The organism is Pseudomonas sp. Mn2068 (assembly GCF_049319725.1).
Classification (GTDB): Bacteria; Pseudomonadota; Gammaproteobacteria; order Pseudomonadales; family Pseudomonadaceae; genus Aquipseudomonas; species Aquipseudomonas gingeri.
Genome location: NZ_JBMOUG010000006.1, coordinates 268,377 through 282,778 on the forward strand (window position 1 = coordinate 268,377; position 14,402 = coordinate 282,778).

Here is a 14,402-nt window from a genome sequence, read left to right on the forward strand (position 1 = left end):
TGAGCCTGCATCCCCCCTGGGCCGACGGCCTCGGGGGGGATGGATTCAGGCGGGATGGATCAGGCCGGCTGACCGGCCACCGAGGCCGGTTGCAGTGGCAACAGCGGCGCATGGGGATCGGCCTTGACCGAATCACGCCAGGCCGCCAGCCACTCGGCATGGCCTTCGCTCCAGACCTGCGCATGCAGGCGGGCCAGGGCCACCGGATCGCTCAGCAGTTGCAGGCGCGAGTGGTTGTCCAGCGCCGCCGGACCGACCTTCAACGCATGCCGCACGCGCTCGATACGCAGCCATTCGATCGGCTCGGCCTGACCGTGGCGGGCAGTCGCCAGGGCGCACGCCAGGGCGTTCTGCTGCGGATCGACCACGGCCCGGACAAAACCGTCGTTCAGCGCATGCCAGCGGTTTTCATGGGTGTACTCGTCCGTGGCCAGCAGCGCCTGGGGCGGGTTGTATTCCTCGGGGATGAGGAACAGGCTCTCGTCCTTCGAACGCAGGCCCAGGTTGACCCGGCTGGAGATCACCGACACCGGGATCGACAGCATCAGCGAACCGACGATCGGCACCAGCCACCAGAGGAAGCTCGGGTTGAGCCAGACCACCAGCAGGGCCCAGAGCGCCCCCAGCACGGTCTGCGGACCGTGGCGGCGAACCGCCTCGCTCCACGGTGTGGAGTCGTCGTCACGCTGCGGCGAATTCCAGGTCGCCGCCCAGCCGAGGAACGCGGCCAGGACGAAGCGGGTGTGGAAAATCATCCGCACCGGCGCCAGCAGCATGGAGAACAGCATCTCCAGCAGCATCGACAGGGTCACCTTGAACTTGCCGCCGAACTCTTTCGCGCCCTTGGCCCAGATCAGGATGATGCTCAACAGCTTGGGCAGGAACAGCAGCACGATGGTGGTGGAGAACAGCGCCACCGCCTTGTCCGGATGCCATTGCGGCCACAGCGGATAAAGCTGGCGCGGCTCCATGAAGTACTGCGGCTCCATCAGCGTGTTGACCGCCAGCAGGGCCGTCGACAGCACCAGGAAGAAGAACCACAGCGGCGCCGACAGGTAGGACATCACGCCGGTGAGGAACACCGCGCGGTGCACCGGGTGCATGCCCTTGACCAGGAACAGCCGGAAGTTCATCAGGTTGCCGTGGCACCAGCGGCGGTCGCGCTTGAGCTCGTCCAGCAGGTTCGGCGGCAGTTCTTCATAGCTGCCGGGCAGGTCGTAGGCGATCCACACGCCCCAGCCGGCGCGGCGCATCAGCGCGGCTTCGACGAAGTCGTGGGAGAGGATCGCACCGGCGAACGCGCCTTTGCCGGGCAACGGCGCCAGGGCGCAGTGCTCGATGAACGGCTTCATGCGGATGATCGCGTTGTGGCCCCAGTAGTGGGACTCGCCCAACTGCCAGAAGTGCAGGCCGGCGGTGAACAGCGGGCCGTAGACGCGGGTCGCGAACTGCTGCATGCGTGCGTAGAGGGTGTCCATGCCCGACGCCCGCGGCGCGGTCTGGATGATCCCGGCGTCCGGCGTGGCTTCCATCAGGCGCACCAGGCTGGTCAGGCATTCGCCGCTCATGACGCTGTCGGCGTCGAGCACCACCATGTACTTGTAGTCGCCACCCCAGCGACGGCAGAAGTCGTCCAGGTTGCCGCTCTTGCGTTTTACCCGGCGACGGCGACGGCGGTAGAAGATCCGGCCGAAGCCCGAGGCTTCGCGACAGACATCCAGCCAGGCCTGTTGCTCGGCGACGCAGATATCGGTGTCGTTACTGTCGCTGAGGACAAAGAAGTCGAAGCGATCCAGGTCACCGGTGGCCGCGACCGACTCGAAGGTCGCCCGCAGGCCGGCAAAGACCCGTGGCACGTCCTCGTTGCAGATCGGCATGACGATGGCGGTCCGCGCGTCCTGGGCAATCGGCTCGCTGCCGGCGCTGGCCCCCGAGATGCGGTACTTGTCGTGCCCGGTCAGGAGTTCGAGGAAGCCCATCAGGGCCGTCCAGAAGCCCGCCGAGACCCAGCAGAACAGAATCCCGAAGAGCACCAGGATGCTGGTCTGCAGGGCATACGGCAGCACTTGCTGGGCCGTCTGCAGCAGCGGTTGGCGCATCACTTCGTTGAGATCGACGAAGGACCAGCCCTGGTACGGCATGATGCCTTTCATGTACCAGCCGGCGACGATGGTCTGGCCCAGCATCAGCACCAAGAGGATGTAGCGACGGATCGAGCCGACGGTGCGCCAGCGCGCATGGGGCAGGTCGCGCTTGTCATCCTTGGGTGCCGGCGGGTTGCTGCGCCCGGTCAGGCGGCGCCAGCCACGCACCAGGATATTGGTGCGCCAGGGCTCGGGGACGACCCGGGTCCGGCGAATCGGCGGCGTGGCCTTGAGGCAGACCCGGCCACTGGCATCGACCACGAGCATCTCGGCGTCTTCCAGCTCGGCGGCCGAGTTGAGGGTCAGGCGGCGCCCCACCGAGGCTTGCGCGGCCTCGGCGGAGTCGACGGACGGATGGGCGCTGAGGCGCTCATGCAGCTCGGCGAACGAGCCGCAGCTCGCCAGCTCGGCGCGTTGCTCGGCGCTCAGCGGCAGGTGCGCCAGGTACTCGGAGAGAGTCTCTGGCTGGGCGATTGAATTACTCATCGGCAGGCAACTGGTAGCTCCAGGTCTCGGTCAGGACTTGTTCAGTCTTCACCGGTTCCGGGGTGGTAGGGGCAGCCTCGGGAGCCGGCGCCGGGGCGTCATGCTCTTTCTTGTCCTTGGCCTTGTTATCCGCGCCCTTGGCCGCGTCTTTGTCCTGGGCCTTGGCTTCTTTCTCTTGAGCCTTGGCCTCCTTTTCCTGGGTCTTGGCCGCAACCTTGTCGGCCTTGACCACCTGGGACGAAGCCTTGGCCGGCTCAGGCGCGACGATGTCCTTGACCAGGGCCGCACGCATCTCGGTGGACTTGCCCGGATCCTTGATCTTCAGGCGCAGGGTCAGGCGCCAGCCCTGGGTTTCCGGGTTGTAGCGCAGGCTGTTTTCCACCACTTCGGCGTTGTCGCCGACGCTGACCTGGCTGCGTACCGGCGCATCTTCCGGCAAGGCCTTGAGGGAAGGCCCCTCGAAGTCCACCAGGTAGGCAACGCTGCCGTCCGGCTGGCGGATCAGGTTCGATTGCTTGACGTCACCGGTGGACTTCAGGGTCTGCTTGACCCAGGCGCTGTCCGGCGAGTGCAGGGCGGCTTCGTCCTGGGTCCAGTGCATGCGATAGGCGAAGTTCATCGCTTCACCCGGCTGGGCGAGCTTTTCCGGGTTCCAGAAAGCCACGATGTTGTCGTTGGTTTCGTCGGCGGTCGGGATCTCGACCAGATCGACGGTGCCCTTGCCCCAATCGCCCTTCGGCTCGATCCAGGCGCTCGGGCGCTTGTCGTAGCGGTCGTCGAGGTCTTCGTAGTGGCTGAAGTCACGACCCCGTTGCAGCAGGCCGAAACCACGCGGGTTCTCCACGGAGAAGTTGCTCACCGCCAGGTGTTTCGGGTTGTTCAGCGGACGCCACAGCCATTCGCCATTGCCGGCATGGATCGACAGGCCGCTGGAATCGTGCAGCTCGCGACGGTAGTTGAGGACTTTCGACGGCTGGTTGGCACCGAACAGGAACATGCTGGTCAGCGGGGCCACGCCCAGCTTGCCGACCTTGTCACGCAGGAACATCTGCGCCTTCACGTCGACGATGGTGTCGCTGCCCGGACGCAGGATCAGCCGGTAGGCACCGGTGGCCCGTGGCGAATCGAGCAGGGCGAAGATCACCAGGTGCTTGTCGGTCGGCTTGGGCTGCTGGATCCAGAACTCGGTGAAACGCGGGAATTCCTCGCCGGACGGCAATGCGGTATCGATCGCCATGCCACGGGCGGACAGGCCATAGGTGTGGCCCTTGCCGACGACGCGGAAGTAACTCGCGCCGAGCATGGTCATGATTTCGTCCTGCTTGTCGGCCTTGTTGATCGGGTAAAGCACGCGGAAACCGGCATAACCCAGTTGTTCGGTGGTTTTAGGATCGAACTTCATGTCGCCGAAATCGAAACGGCTCGGGTCGTACTTGATCTCCGAGACATCGTTGGCGGTGATTTCGTTGATTTTCACCGGTGTGTCGAAATGCATGCCCTGGTGATAGAACGACAGCTTGAACGGGGTCTTCTGATCGGCCCATTCGGCCTTGTCGGTCAGGAAGCGGATTTTCTGATAGTCCGCAAACTTCATCTCACGAAATTCGTTCGGCAGATTGCTGCGCGGAGCTTCGTACTTCTGCCCGGCCAGGGTCTTCGCCTTGGCCGCCACATCGTCCAGATTGAATGCAAAGAGTTGGCCGGCACTGAGCAGGCAAAGCAGTGCGGAACCCGTCACCAGTGCTTTTCGTAACCCTTTGGCAGTCAATTTTGGTGCATTACAGGGACTAACAATCACGAGCAACCCTCGCCGAAAACAGATCAAAAAACCAACGGCTAGCTATCTATATGCCAGGTTGGCGAGCATTGTTCCGACTCCCCTGGGGCAAAATGATTCCCCAAACGGTGTCGGACAAGTCTCTACCTAAGTCAAAATGGACCAACGAACGCTGATCCCCATAGCGCGCGATTATCTAGTAGGCCGCGTTACAACGCATCAGGCGAAACAAAGTATTTATCGACAAAACCCCCTGTTTTCAGCCCGATACGTCGTTTTTGGTGCTTTCAGGTCTGTAACAGGAAGGTTACCGGGCCATCATTGACCAGATGCACCTTCATATCCGCCCCGAAACGCCCCGTCGCCACTTGGCCATGCAATCGTTGCGCCTGTGCCACTACATAGTCGAAAAGTGCCTCGGCGACCGCCGGAGGCGCCGCCATGGAGAAGCTCGGGCGCAATCCGCTGCCGGTATCGGCAGCCAGGGTGAACTGCGATACCAGCAGCAGCCCGCCACCGATGTCCGCCAGGGAAAGGTTCATCTTGCCCTGGGGATCGCTGAACACCCGATAGTTAAGCAGCTTCTTCAGAAGTTTGTCGGCACAGGCACGGGTGTCGTCGGGCTCGACGGCCAGCAGCACCAGCAACCCCTGGTCGATGGCACCGACCACCTCCCCCGCGACCTCGACCCGCGCGCCACTGACACGCTGCAGCAGGGCCTTCATGCTTCTTCGGGAGGCAGATCGAGCAGGCGCCGGGCCATCTGGCTGGCGGCGCGCACCAGCGCATCGGTGATCCCCGGCTCCGACGCGGCGTGACCGGCATCGCGGATTACCTGCAGCTCGCTGTTGGGCCAGGCCTGATGCAACTCCCAGGCGTTGTCCAGCGGGCAGATCACATCGTAGCGGCCATGCACGATCACACCCGGCAGATGGGCGATCTTGTCCATGTCGCGAATCAGCTGGTTGGGTTCAAGGAACGCATTGTTGGTGAAGTAGTGGCACTCGATCCGGGCAATCGACAGGGCACGCTGCGGTTCGGAGAAGCGATCGACCACCAGCGGGTTGGGGCGCAGGGTCGCGGTGCGGCCTTCCCAGGTCGACCAGGCCTTGGCGGCATGCATCTGGGCGATCTGGTCGTTGCCGGTCAGGCGTTTGTGGAAGGCGGTCAGCAGGTCGCCGCGCTCGTCCAGCGGGATCGGCGCCAGGTAATCCTGCCAGTAGTCCGGGAACAGGCGACTGGCGCCGGCCTGGTAGAACCACTCGATTTCCTGCGGACGACACAGAAAGATGCCCCGCAGGATCAGGCCATGGACCCGCTCCGGATGGGTCTGGGCGTAGGCCAGGGCCAGGGTCGAGCCCCAGGAGCCGCCGAACAGCACCCATTTGTCGATCCCCAGGTGCTCGCGAATCCGCTCCAGGTCCGCCACCAGATCCCAGGTGGTGTTGTTTTCCAGGCTGGCGTGGGGAGTCGAACGGCCACAGCCACGCTGGTCGAACGTGACGATACGGTACAGGTTGGGGTCGAAGTAGCGACGACTCTGGGCATCACAGCCGGCACCCGGGCCGCCGTGAATGAATACCACCGGCAAGCCCTCGGGCGAGCCGCTTTCGTCGACGTACAGCACATGCGGCTCATCCACGGCCAGATCGTGCCGGGCGTAGGGTTTGATCTGCGGGTACAAAGTCTGCATCACGCGCTCCGTAAGGGTCGAGGTCATCCCTGGGGGGACTTCTATTATTCTGCCGTCCGGCATCATAAACCCGAATTGCCGAAACGGCATGCCCTTGTCAAAAGCGCCGCCGCGCAACCCCTCCCCAGGCGCCTAGCCGTTCGGTCAGTGTTCAAATCGGTTCAATAAACGTTTCAATACCCAGGGTAAAACCGAGCGGCAGGAGCTGCTCCACCGGGCTATCAGAGCCAGACATGAAAGGGAGTTTCGAATGTGCCAGTACCGCTTGCCCGACCTGCTTTCCTACCCGGAAAAAGCCATTATCGTCGCCGACAACGAAATGTTTATCCGTGGCCTCTGCGAACTGGGGCTGGAAGCCAGCCTGCTGGGATCGCTGGAACAACTGCCCGCCCACAGCCTGGGCTTTTCCTTTTCCAGCCAGGGCGCCCGGCAGTTCTACCAGCGCGCGGCGCGAACCGGCCACAAGCAGACGCTGCTATGCCCGCTGCATGTCTTCGAGCCCAGCCTGGAAAACGCCCTTTACAGCCTGATGCTGTTGTTGCGCAGCAACTTTGCCGATTGCCTGCAACGCCAACAGGACACCCTGAGGCTGTTGAGTGGCCAGCAACGGTTGCGCCTGAACAGTGCCAGCAGCCGGGCCGAGGTCTGGCTCGACCACCATTCAACGCCCTATGCCATGACCCGCGACGAGATCGGCAGCAACTTCGTGCTGTCGGTCACCGAGCTGTTCGAGGTGCACTATGCCCATATGAACCCGGACGGCCCCGATCTGTTCCAGGTCAGCGGCGTGCTGCATGTCAGCGGCCTGTTGATGTCCCGGGGCAGCCGGGCCCAGTCGCTGCCGCACGAGCTGGTGGTCGACATGCAGACGCTGGCCGCCAACGTCGCCCGCCACGATGCCTGGCTGCAGGTCGAGCGCAATCGGGTGCTCTCGCTCAAGGTCGCGGGCCGGGAGTACGTCGACCTGTTGCGCCGGGCCGCCGGCAAGCGCGGGCTGCTGCTCAGCGAATTTGCCATCGGGGTCAATGACGCCATCGGACCGAACATCAACTACAGCCACAACTCGCCGATGAACGAAGGCATCAGGGGTGTCCACGTGGCCATCGGGGATGGGGCCAGCGGCTATCACATCGACTTTCTCAGCCCCGGGGTCGAGGTGCTCCCCTTGTAGGAGCCGGCTTGCCGGCGAAGAGGCCGGTGAGTCTTGCACCGCCTGAGCGGATGCCATCGCCGGCAAGCCGGCCCCTACCAGGGTTTCATGAGCCGTGGCTGTCAGCGGCCGTAGCGTTCGCGTCCCCAGGCCAGCAACCCTTGCAGCAGCTCCCTGAGCACGACCCGCGTCGGCTCGGCCAGGTCGCTGCGGTAGTTGAACGGTTCGAACTCTTCCATATAGGTGCACTGGCCCAATTCCAGTTGCACGGCATGGATGTGCTCGGCGGGATGGCCGTAGTGACGGGTGATATGACCACCCTTGAAACGCCCGTTGAGCACATGGCTGTAGGCCGGATGGCCGGCACAGATCGCTTCCAGGCGCGACGCCAGTTGTGGATCGCAGGCCGCGCCATTGAACGTGCCGAGGTTGAAGTCCGGCAGTTTGCCCTCGAACAGGTGCGGGATCACCGAGCGGATCGAGTGGGCATCAAACAGCAGCGCATAGCCGAACTCGGCCTTGAGCCGCGCCAGTTCTTCCCGCAGGGTGCGGTGATACGGCGTCCACACCTGTTCCAGGTAGGTCGCCCGCTCCTCGGCGGACGGCACCTGGCCGTCCTGGAACAGCGGCACGCCGTCGAACAGCGTCGCCGGGTAGAGGCCGGTGGTGGCACCGACATACAACGGCTTGTCGTCGGACGGGCGGTTGAGGTCGATGACAAACCGCGAATACTCGGCCGCCAGGGTGCTGGCATCCAGTTCTTCGGCGAAGTCATACAGCCGTGGAATATGCCAGTCGGTATCCGGCAGGCTGCGGGCCTCGGGAATCAGCCCGTCCCTGACCGCCGGGGTCAGTTTCAACCCGGCGTGGGGCATGCTGATCAGCAACGGCACGCGGCCTTGTTTGAAGCTCAGGACGTTATCCACAACCATTCTCCTAGATCAGTACTTCAATGCCGTGGCGCACCACGCGTTTGCTCAGGTCACCGCCCAGCCAGTAGGCCAGGTCCGCCGGACGCTCGATCTGCCAGGCGACGAAATCCGCCACCTTGCCGGCTTCCAGGGAACCGTGGCTGTCGCCCATGCCCAGCGCCGTGGCGGCGTGCAGGGTGACACCGGCCAGGGCTTCTTCCGGGGTCATGCGGAACAGCGTGCAGGCCATGTTCAACATCAAGCGCAGCGACAGCGCCGGCGAAGTCCCCGGATTGAGGTCGCTGGCAACCGCGATCTTCACCCCGTGCCGGCGCAGGGCATCCATCGGTGGCAGTTGGGTTTCGCGCAGAAAATAGAAGGCGCCGGGCAGCAGCACCGCCACGGTACCGGCGGCCGCCATGGCGATGGCGTCCTCTTCGGTCATGAACTCCAGGTGATCCGCCGACAGCGCCTGATAACGCGCCGCCAGGCTCGAACCGTGCAGCGAGGACAATTGCTCGGCGTGGAGTTTCACCGGCAGGCCCAGTTGCCGGGCGACCTTGAACACCCGCTCGACCTGGGCCGGGGAAAACGCCAGGTATTCGCAGAATGCATCGACCGCGTCCACCAGGCCTTCGGCTGCCAGGGCCGGGAGCATCTCGGTGCAGATATGCTCGATGTAGTCATCGGCGCGATCCTTGTACTCCGGCGGCAACGCATGGGCCGCCAGGCAGGTGCTGCGCACGGTCACCGGCAGTTCGGCGCCCAGACGGCGGATCACCTTGAGGATCTTGCGCTCGCTGTCCAGGTCCAGGCCATAGCCGGACTTGATCTCGACACTGGTCACGCCGTCGCGCAGCAGGCAGCTCAGGCGTTGCCGGGCGCTGGCGAACAGCTCGTCCTCACTGGCGGCACGGGTCGCCCGCACGGTGCTGGCGATACCCCCACCGGCAGCCGCGATCTCGGCGTAGCTCACGCCTTGCAGGCGCTGCTCGAACTCACCGCTGCGGTTACCGCCGAACACCGTGTGGGTATGGCAATCGATCAGCCCCGGTGTCACCCAGGCCCCTTCCAGATCATTGACCTGTGGATAATCCGCAACCGGCAGTTCGGCACGCGGGCCGATCCACTCGATCTTCGACGCCACGGTCACGATGGCGGCGTCCTCGATGATCGAGTAGGTGCCTTGCGCCATGCTTGCAACGTGACAGTTCTGCCAAAGGGTTTTCATCCGGGGCCTCCGTGGGCTATCGATGAGACAGGGAAGGATCTTGCACGACCCGCGCCGCCTGGGCGGCGGCCGGCTTGACCCAGATCAGGTAGGCCAGCACCAGCAGGCCGATCCATACCGCACCGACGATCAGCGCCGGACGGCTGTCCGGGAACCAGCCCAGCACGCCGAAGATAAAGACCATGAAGGCAATGGCCGCCATCGGTGCATAGGGCCAGAACGGCACGGGGAATTTCAGTTGGGCCGCTTCTTCACGGCTCATCGAGCGACGCATGGCGACCTGGGTGATCAGGATCATGATCCATACCCAGACGGTGGCGAAGGTCGCGATCGAGGCGATCAGCAGGAAAACGTTTTCCGGGATCAGGTAATTCAGGACCACGCCACCCAGCAGGGCCGCGCCCATGACCACCACGGTCATCCACGGCACACCGGCCCGGGACAACCGGGCAAAGGCCTGGGGCGCCTGCCCCTGCTGGGCCAGGCCGTACATCATGCGCCCGGCGCCGAAGATGTCGCTGTTGATCGCCGACACGGCCGCCGAGATCACCACGATATTGAGGATGGTCGCCGCCGAGCCGATGCCCAGGTTCTGGAAGATCTGCACGAACGGGCTGCCCTGGCTGCCGATCTGCGGCCACGGGTAGATGGACATCAGCACGAACAGGGTCAGCACGTAGAACAGCAGGATGCGCACCGGCACCGCATTGATCGCCTTGGGGATCACCCGCTGCGGGTCCTTGGCTTCGCCGGCGGTGACGCCGATGATCTCGATACCGCCGAAGGCGAACATCACCACCGCGAACGAGGCGATCATCCCGGCCGCGCCGTTGGGCATGAAGCCGCCATGGGCCCAGAGATTGCCGATACCGACTTCAGCGCCCGGCGTGGCCGTGCTGATGCCGAAGAACATGATGCCGAAACCGCCGAGGATCATCGCGACAATGGCGCCGACCTTGAGCAGCGACAGCCAGAACTCCATTTCCCCGAAGACCTTCACCGCGCACAGGTTCAGCGCGCCGATAAAGAACACGATGCCCAGGACCCAGACCCAGCGGTCGACCTCCGGAAACCAGAAGCCCATATAGATGCCGAAGGCGGTGACATCGGCCAGGCCGACGATGACCATCTCGAAGGCGTAGGTCCAGCCGAGGATAAAGCCGGACATCGGGCCGACGTAGGTACTGGCGTACTGGCCGAAGGAGCCGGACACCGGGTTGTGCACCGCCATTTCACCAAGCGCGCGCATCACCATGAACACCGCGACGCCACCGATCAGGTAGGCCAGCAGTACGGCCGGGCCGGCCATCTGGATGGCCGAGGCGGAACCGTAGAACAACCCTGTGCCGATGGCGGAACCCAGGGCCATGAAGCGAATATGTCGGGCGGAAAGCCCGCGTTTCAAACCTTTGACTGGCTGTTGCATGACTCGTCCTTAATTATTCTTATCGGTACAGATCGATGAGAATCAGACTTGTGGCGAAGGTCTTGCGACCACCCGGCCGCAAAAAGGGGTCGCAGAGTACCCAACCCGACCCGCCCAGGCAAAAAGCATCTGCCGGGTGGCGGGTCTGGAGGCCACCCCTACCTTGTGGGAGCCGGGCTTGCCCGCAAAGGAACCAACACAGCTCACCCTGTGGGAGCGGGCTTGCCCGCGAAGCAGCCAATACGGTTCCCCGGACGACTGCGCTGCCCGGGCCGACGCTTTCGCGGACAAGCCCGCTCCCACAAGGAAAACCCTTCACGCATCACCCCAAGTCTGTTCCTGGCAACGCTTACAGGCTTGGCAGCAACTTCGTCGGGACCAGCGGGGTCAGGCAGCGGGACGCCAGCAGCTCGCTGGCCGCTTCGATATCCGGGGCGAAGAAACGGTCCTTGTCGTAGTAGGCGACCTTTTCACGCAGGGTCGCGCGGGCAGTCTCCAGGGTCGGCGAGGTTTTCAGGCCGTTGCGCAGGTCCAGGCCCTGGCAGGCTGCCAACCATTCGACCGCGAGAATCCCGCGGGTGTTCTCGGCCATTTCCCACAGGCGCTTGCCGGCAGCCGGCGCCATCGACACATGGTCTTCCTGGTTGGCCGAAGTCGGCAGGCTGTCGACACTGTGCGGATGCGCCAGGGCCTTGTTCTCGCTGGCCAGGGCCGCCGCGGTGACCTGGGCGATCATGAAGCCGGAGTTGACGCCGCCATTGGCCACCAGGAACGGCGGCAACTGCGACATGTGCTTGTCCATCATCAGCGAGATACGGCGCTCGCTCAGGGAACCGATCTCGGCAATCGCCAGGGCCATGTTGTCGGCAGCCATGGCCACCGGTTCGGCGTGGAAGTTGCCGCCGGAAATCACGTCGCCTTCCGCCGCGAACACCAGCGGGTTGTCCGATACGGCGTTGGCTTCGACCACCAGCACTTCGGCCGCCTGGCGGAACTGGGTCAGGCAGGCACCCATGACCTGCGGCTGGCAGCGCAGGGAGTATGGATCCTGGACCTTCTCGCAGTTCTCGTGGGAGTCGGACACTTCACTGCGCTCGCCCAGCAGATGGCGATAGCTCGCTGCCGCGTCGATCTGGCCGCGCTGGCCGCGGGCTTCATGGATCCGGGCGTCGAACGGCGAACGCGAACCCAGCACCGCCTCGACGGTCAGGCCGCCGGCGACCAGGGCACCGGCAAACAGGTCTTCGCCTTCGAACAGCCCGCGCAGGGCAAAGGCGGTGGACACCTGGGTGCCGTTGAGCAGCGCCAGGCCTTCTTTCGCGGCCAGGGTCAGCGGTTGCAGGCCGGCCTGCTTCAGCGCGGTCGGCGCGTCCAGCCACTCGCCCTTGTAGCGCGCCTTGCCTTCGCCCAGCAGCACCAGCGACATATGGGCCAATGGCGCCAGGTCACCGGAGGCACCGACCGAGCCTTTGAGCGGAATGTGCGGATAAACCTCGGCATTGATCAGCGCGATCAGCGCGTCGATCACCTGGCGACGGATACCGGAGAAACCCCGGCTCAGGCTGTTGACCTTGAGCACCATGATCAGGCGTACCAGCGCATCGCTGATCGGCGCGCCAACGCCGGCCGCGTGGGACAGCACCAGGGAGCGCTGGAGGTTTTCCAGGTCTTCGCTGGCGATACGGGTCGAGGCCAGCAGACCGAAACCGGTGTTGATGCCGTAGGCGGTGCGGTTTTCCGCGAGGATCTGCTCGACGCAGGCGACGCTGGCCTCGATCTGCGCCGATGCGCTGTTGTCGAGGGTCAGTTTGACGGGCTGCTGGTAGACCGCGCGCAGTTGCGCCAGGGTCAGTTGGCCGGGAATCAGGTTTAACGCAGTCACATTCATGCTCCTTTTGAGAGTTTTATTAACTACCAGTCGCTCCGGAAGCTTCCGTTATCCGTCGCTGTCCGCTTTTTGAGCGGATGGCGCCTTGGCACGCTGGTCATCGTGGAATCAATGCAGGTTCGGCAACCTGTCGTGCAAGAGCGTGGCGTCCTTGAGGATCGCCGCCGCACTGGCGATGTCCGGCGCCAGCCAGCGGTCCTGCTCATAAGCCGGCACACGCTCGCGCAGCAGTTTCCAGGCGGCGTCGGTGCCGGCGCCAAAACGCTGCGCCTTGAGGAATTCGAAGGCCTGGGCCGCCAGCAGGTACTCGATGGCGAGGACCTGGGTGCAGTTCTCCAGGACCTGGTGCAGCTTGAGCGCGGCGTTGGTGCCCATGCTCAGGTGATCTTCCTGCAGCGCGGAGGTGACGTAGTTGTCGAGCACCGCCGGTTGCGCCAACTGGCGATTCTGCGCACAGAGGGACGCGGCGACGTACTGCACGATCATCATCCCCGAGTTGACGCCCGGCTGGCTGACCAGGAACGCCGGCAAGCCACTGACGTGAGGGTTGATCAGGCGATCGAGGCGACGCTCGGCAATCGAGCCGATTTCCGCCATGGCAATCGCCAGCAGATCCGCCGCGAGGGCCACCGACTGGCCGTGGGGGTTGGCCTGGGACATCACCCGGAAGTTGTCCGGCGTGCCCAGCAACAGCGGGTTGTCGGTGCAACCGTTGAGTTCGGTCTCGATCTGCCGGGTGGCATGGGCCAATTGATCGCGGGCGGCGCCGTGGACCTGCGGGATCGAGCGGATACTCAGGGCGTCCTGGGTACGAATGCCCTTGCTCGCGGCGATCACTTCGCTGCCTTCGAGCAGGCTGCGCAGGTTGCTGCCGACCTGCTGCATGCCGGGATGCGGCTTGAGGGCGATGATCTCGGCGTCGAACGCGGCGATCTGCCCGCGCTGGGCCTCGAAGCTCATCGCCGCGGTGACGTCGGACCATTGCACCAGACGATGAGCATCGGCCAGGGCCAGGCAGCTCAGGCCACTCATGCACGGCGTGCCGTTGACCAGGCACAGTCCGTCCTTGGCCCCCAGTCGCACCGGTTGCAGACCTTCCTCGGCCAGGGCCTGCTGCGCGGCAACGATCTGCCCGCGGTAGCTGACCTGGCCGACACCGAGCAGGGCCACGCCGATGTGGGCCATATGGGTCAGGTAACCGACCGACCCCTGGGAAGGCACCTGTGGGGTGATGCCGTGGTTGAGCAGCGCCAGCAGCGCTTCGACCACCTGGCGGTGCAGGCCGGACTTGCCATGGCTGTAGTTGATGACGGCGGCGCAGATGATCGCCCGGGTCTGTTCGTCGGCCAACGGCGCACCGACGCCACAGGCATGGCTGAGCAGGGTGTTGCGGGACAACTGGCTGAGTTGCTCGCCGGACAGCGACACGTTGGAAAGGCCACCCAGGCCGGTGTTCACGCCATAGGCGCGCTCGCCGCTGACGACGATCCGCTGGACGATGGCCTGGGCGTTGTCGATCCGCGCCCAGGTCTGTGGCGCCAGTTCGAGCCGCGCGCCGTGCCGGGCCACCGCGACCACATCCTGCCAGCGCAACGGCGCATCGGCGATAACGATTTTTTCAGCCTGGGACATCTTCAACCTCATCCTTACAACCTGAATATTGATACAACTTCACCGCCCCCCGAACCCCGTGGGA

The 14,402-nt window shown here is 64.3% G+C and carries 10 protein-coding genes; 1 reads left to right on the forward strand and 9 read right to left on the reverse strand.

Translation table 11 applies throughout. The annotated features are described in order from the left end of the window. Nucleotides 1-59 precede the first annotated feature (59 nt). The 4 genes from mdoH to pip all read right to left on the reverse strand — a co-directional run bounded on the left by mdoH (nt 60) and on the right by pip (nt 6,100). Nucleotides 60-2,630, reverse strand: coding sequence for a glucans biosynthesis glucosyltransferase MdoH (gene mdoH / locus ACL9RJ_RS16305; RefSeq protein ID WP_017126942.1), 2,571 nt, complete (start codon nt 2,628-2,630; stop codon nt 60-62). Continuing rightward, nucleotides 2,623-4,428: a glucan biosynthesis protein G gene (locus ACL9RJ_RS16310; protein WP_042935690.1), complete on the reverse strand. Its 1,806-nt coding sequence runs from the start codon at nt 4,426-4,428 to the stop codon at nt 2,623-2,625. Before ACL9RJ_RS16310 ends, mdoH begins: the two co-directional genes overlap by 8 nt. Nucleotides 4,429-4,694: 266 nt before the next feature. Beyond that, nucleotides 4,695-5,132, reverse strand: coding sequence for a D-aminoacyl-tRNA deacylase (gene dtd / locus ACL9RJ_RS16315; protein ID WP_177083525.1), 438 nt, complete (start codon nt 5,130-5,132; stop codon nt 4,695-4,697). Then, nucleotides 5,129-6,100 (reverse strand): prolyl aminopeptidase, encoded by a 972-nt coding sequence (gene pip, locus ACL9RJ_RS16320; RefSeq protein ID WP_177063455.1) that lies wholly within the window; start codon nt 6,098-6,100, stop codon nt 5,129-5,131. Before pip ends, dtd begins: the two co-directional genes overlap by 4 nt. Before the next feature lie 250 nt (nt 6,101-6,350). Between pip and ACL9RJ_RS16325 the strand changes: the two genes are divergently transcribed. After that, nucleotides 6,351-7,271 (forward strand): hypothetical protein, encoded by a 921-nt coding sequence (locus ACL9RJ_RS16325; protein WP_212810389.1) that lies wholly within the window; start codon nt 6,351-6,353, stop codon nt 7,269-7,271. A gap of 101 nt (nt 7,272-7,372) precedes the next feature. Here ACL9RJ_RS16325 and hutG read toward each other — a convergent pair whose 3' ends face one another. From hutG to ACL9RJ_RS16350, 5 genes are all read right to left on the reverse strand, one after another. Further along, a complete protein-coding gene (hutG, locus tag ACL9RJ_RS16330; protein WP_042935692.1) occupies nt 7,373-8,176 on the reverse strand; it encodes an N-formylglutamate deformylase in 804 nt (267 codons plus the stop codon). Nucleotides 8,177-8,186: 10 nt separating this feature from the next. Then, the gene (gene hutI / locus ACL9RJ_RS16335) at nt 8,187-9,392 is read right to left on the reverse strand and encodes an imidazolonepropionase (RefSeq protein WP_103032934.1); all 1,206 of its coding nucleotides are present in this window, start codon (nt 9,390-9,392) and stop codon (nt 8,187-8,189) included. A gap of 16 nt (nt 9,393-9,408) precedes the next feature. Then, on the reverse strand, nt 9,409-10,818 hold the full coding sequence (locus ACL9RJ_RS16340) for an amino acid permease (RefSeq protein ID WP_017126950.1): 1,410 nt from the start codon (nt 10,816-10,818) through the stop codon (nt 9,409-9,411). A gap of 349 nt (nt 10,819-11,167) precedes the next feature. Further along, nucleotides 11,168-12,706, reverse strand: a complete 1,539-nt coding sequence (hutH, locus tag ACL9RJ_RS16345; RefSeq protein ID WP_017126951.1) for a histidine ammonia-lyase — start codon at nt 12,704-12,706, stop codon at nt 11,168-11,170. Nucleotides 12,707-12,814: 108 nt separating this feature from the next. Further along, the gene (locus ACL9RJ_RS16350; RefSeq protein WP_017126952.1) at nt 12,815-14,338 is read right to left on the reverse strand and encodes an HAL/PAL/TAL family ammonia-lyase; all 1,524 of its coding nucleotides are present in this window, start codon (nt 14,336-14,338) and stop codon (nt 12,815-12,817) included. Nucleotides 14,339-14,402: the final 64 nt, after the last annotated feature.

Excerpts from the sequence above, each read along its gene's own strand:
- mdoH (WP_017126942.1), bottom strand. The coding sequence starts at position 2,630 with ATGAGTAATTCAATCGCCCAGCCAGAGACTCTCTCCGAGTACCTGGCG.
- dtd (WP_177083525.1), bottom strand. The coding sequence starts at position 5,132 with ATGAAGGCCCTGCTGCAGCGTGTCAGTGGCGCGCGGGTCGAGGTCGCG.
- pip (WP_177063455.1), bottom strand. The coding sequence starts at position 6,100 with ATGCAGACTTTGTACCCGCAGATCAAACCCTACGCCCGGCACGATCTG.
- ACL9RJ_RS16325 (WP_212810389.1), top strand. The coding sequence starts at position 6,351 with ATGTGCCAGTACCGCTTGCCCGACCTGCTTTCCTACCCGGAAAAAGCC.
- hutI (WP_103032934.1), bottom strand. The coding sequence starts at position 9,392 with ATGAAAACCCTTTGGCAGAACTGTCACGTTGCAAGCATGGCGCAAGGC.
- ACL9RJ_RS16340 (WP_017126950.1), bottom strand. The coding sequence starts at position 10,818 with ATGCAACAGCCAGTCAAAGGTTTGAAACGCGGGCTTTCCGCCCGACAT.
- hutH (WP_017126951.1), bottom strand. The coding sequence starts at position 12,706 with ATGAATGTGACTGCGTTAAACCTGATTCCCGGCCAACTGACCCTGGCG.
- ACL9RJ_RS16350 (WP_017126952.1), bottom strand. The coding sequence starts at position 14,338 with ATGTCCCAGGCTGAAAAAATCGTTATCGCCGATGCGCCGTTGCGCTGG.